The organism is Streptomyces sp. RP5T, from assembly GCF_003933965.1.
GTDB lineage: Bacteria > Actinomycetota > Actinomycetes > Streptomycetales > Streptomycetaceae > Streptomyces.
This window is the reverse complement of record NZ_RSAJ01000801.1, coordinates 1-3,111: the sequence shown is the minus strand read 5'-3', so window position 1 is coordinate 3,111 and position 3,111 is coordinate 1. Positions and strand designations below refer to the sequence as shown.

Genomic DNA, 3,111 nt, shown 5'->3' with positions numbered 1-3,111 from the left:
ACCCCCGGGCCGGACAGCCCCCGCTCAGTCGCCGGCCCCGAACCCGGCCCCGACCTCGACTCCGGCACGGACCTCGGCCCCCGTGCGGCCGACGGCACCGGGTGGGGCTTCGACCCCCGTGCAGCCCTCGGCTCCGGTACGGCCGTCAGCCCCCGCCCCCGTCCAGCGACACCCGGCGCCCTCCTGCGAACCCGCCGAACAGGCCCAGTCCGCCACCCTGATCGGGTCCGTCCAGCGCGCGATGCGCCTGCTCGAGTCCGTCGCGCAGCACGAGTACGGTGCCCCCGCCAAACAACTCGCCCGCGAGACCGGGCTGGCGCTCCCCACGGCGTACCACCTGCTGCGCACCCTCGTGCACGAGGGCTATCTGCGCCGCGACAAGGGTCTGTTCTTCCTCGGGGAGGCGGCCGAGCGGCTGAGCAGCAGCGGAGCCGAGCAGAAACGTCGCAGCACCGTCGTCGAGGCGCTGGCGCACTGGCGCGACCTGATCGGTGTCCCGGTGTACTACGCGCAGTACCGGGACGGCGAGATCGAGGTCCTCTGCGTCTCCGAGAGTCCGGTGAACCCGGCAGTCGACGAGTGGGCCGACTTTCGTGAGACCGGGCACGCGCACGCCATCGGGCAGTGTCTGCTGGCCCAGCTCGACGACGAGGCCCGGCGCGACCACCTCGACCGGTACCCCGTGCGGTCCCTCACGCCGTACACCGTGCGCGACGGCCACAGTCTGCTCCGGCGTCTCGAACGGACCGCGCGAATGGGACCGGTGATCGAGCGTCAGGAGTACGCCTTGGGGACGGTGTGCGCGGCGATTCCGATCACGGTGGGTAACGTTGCCGCAACGATGGCCATCTCCCTGCCCGTCCATCAGGCGGACCGGTTGGTGGCCGCCACCCAGCAATTGCAGGAAGAAATCAGTCGCTTGATGGGCTCGCTGGCGATCTCTATCAGTATCTGAAAACTCACTCCTTGTGATCTGTCGTGCACGTTCAGCAAGATGCCTCCAGTGTCAGAGGGATCATTCCCGGCCAACGAAGGCAGATGACGGGGTAAGCGATGCGCGAGACCGTACAAGCAGAGGTCATGATGAGCTTTCTCGTTTCGGAGGAGCTCTCCTTCCGCATTCCCGTGGAGCTGCGCTATGAGGCCTGCGATCCCTACGCGGTCCGGCTGACCTTTCATCTCCCGGGCGATGCCCCGGTGACCTGGGCTTTCGGACGCGAGCTGCTGATCGACGGAGTGGGCCGACCTTGCGGTGAGGGCGACGTGCGGGTCGCGCCGGCCGGGGCCGACCTGCTGGGCGATGTCCTGATCAGGCTTCAGGTCGGCGGCGACCAGGCCCTGTTCCGCTCCTCGACGGCGCCGATCATCGCGTTCCTCGACCGCACCGACAAGCTGGTGCCGCTGGGCCAGGAGACCGCGCTGGCCGATTTCGACACCCATCTCGACGAGGCGCTGGACCGGATCCTGGCGGAAGAGCAGAGCGCGGGCTGACGTCCTACGACAGTGCGGTGGCGAGACGGACGCTTGATCGTGGGTGGGAGGGCGCAGGAACGCTTCTCCCGTGAGCGTGCCCCGTCGGGCCGAACCTGTCCCGGCCCGACCTCTGGGGCGGCCCGCGGGCATCAGCGCCTGCGCCGCCGCCCCTTCCCGCCGCGTCCGGCCGCCGGACGGCTGTCCGCCGTGCCCGCGCTCACACTCGTCGCCGGCGCGGGCACGGACACCCCGGCCGTCTGCGCCCCTGGTCGGTCGGCCGAGACCACGAGGGCCGCGAGGGCGGTGGTGACCGGTACCGAGGCGACGAGACCGATCGATCCGACCAGCGTGCGCACGATCTCCTCCGCCACCAGCTCGCTGTTGGCGACGACCCCCACGCTGGACTGCGCGATGGAGAAGAGCAGCAGCAGCGGCAGGGCCGCACCGGCGTAGGCGAGAACGAGGGTGTTGACGACGGACGCGATGTGGTCGCGGCCGATCCGGATCGCCGCGCGGTACAGCCCGCGCCACCCCATCGCCGGGTTGGCCTCGTGCAGCTCCCACACCGCCGAGGTCTGCGTGACCGTCACGTCGTCGAGGACACCGAGCGAGCCGATGATGACGCCGGCGAGCAGCAGACCGCTCATGTCGATGGACGGATACAGGCCGTGGATGAGCCCGGTGTTGTCGTCCGTGTTGCCGGTGAGAGCGGCCCAGTCGATGAACGACGAGCCGAGGACGCCGATCAGCAACAGGGAGATCAGCGTGCCCAGGACCGCCACGGAGGTCCGGGCGGACAGGCCGTGGCACATGTAGAGGGCGATCAGCATGATGGCGCTCGACCCGATCACCGCCACGACCAGCGGGTTCGAGCCCTGGAGGATCGCGGGCAGGATGAAGAAGTTCAGCACCATGAAGCTGATGGCCAGTGCGACCAGCGCCATGACTCCGCGCAGCCGCCCGACGACCACGACGACGAGCGCGAAGATGCCGGCGAGCAGCCCCATCGGGAACCGGCGGTTCACGTCGGCGACCGAGTACTGCAGGTCCCGGGGCGCCGAGGGCTCGTAAGCGACCACGACCTTCTGGCCCTCGTGCAACTGCCGTGTCTGGTCCGGCTGGACGATCTCCGTGAAGGTGCGGCCCTTGTCGTCGCCGGTGTCGACCCGGATCGTCGCCTTCTTGCAGGTGCCGTTCGCCTGCTGCTCGGCGGAGGAGCCCTCGGCGGTCGAGGTGTCGCCGGTCGGGGTCTCCCCCGAGGCGTTCACCGACTTGCAGCTGACGCTCACGACCTTGCTGACCGTGGCCTGCTGGGTCTGCCGGTCGAAGCCGACGCCGGTGCGTTCGTGCCCCGGGGCCCCGCCGGGCCAGAGCACGACCAGCCCCACCACCACGGCTGCTGCGAAGGGGATCAGGATCGCCGCGATGACCTTACGCAGATGTTGGGAGACGGGCGTCGCCGGCCCGTGACTGTGACTGTGCGAGTGGCCGTGCCCACCACCGGTACCGGGTCCGCTCCCGTGCCCATGTCCGTGGCCGTCATCGGGACGGTGGCCGTGCCCGTGCCCGTGGCCGTCACCGGGACCCTGCCCACGCCCGTCACCGGGACCCTGCCCGCGCCCGTAGCCACCGCCACCC

General features: G+C 70.1%; 3 protein-coding genes. 2 read left to right on the top strand and 1 reads right to left on the bottom strand.

What is annotated here, in order from left to right:
- The first annotated feature begins 217 nt into the window (after positions 1 to 217).
- Both EHS43_RS41210 and EHS43_RS41205 read left to right on the top strand, forming a co-directional pair.
- On the top strand, positions 218 to 955 hold the full coding sequence (locus EHS43_RS41210) for an IclR family transcriptional regulator (protein ID WP_125195633.1): 738 nt from the start codon (positions 218 to 220) through the stop codon (positions 953 to 955).
- Positions 956 to 1,053: 98 nt separating this feature from the next.
- Positions 1,054 to 1,491 carry an SsgA family sporulation/cell division regulator gene (locus EHS43_RS41205; protein WP_125195632.1) on the top strand — a complete coding sequence of 146 codons (438 nt, stop codon included), beginning with the start codon at positions 1,054 to 1,056 and terminating at the stop codon, positions 1,489 to 1,491.
- A 131-nt stretch (positions 1,492 to 1,622) separates the two neighbouring features.
- Here EHS43_RS41205 and EHS43_RS41200 read toward each other — a convergent pair.
- Positions 1,623 to 3,111: YibE/F family protein (locus EHS43_RS41200; RefSeq protein ID WP_148104249.1), on the bottom strand; the 1,489-nt coding region annotated here is incomplete at its 5' end.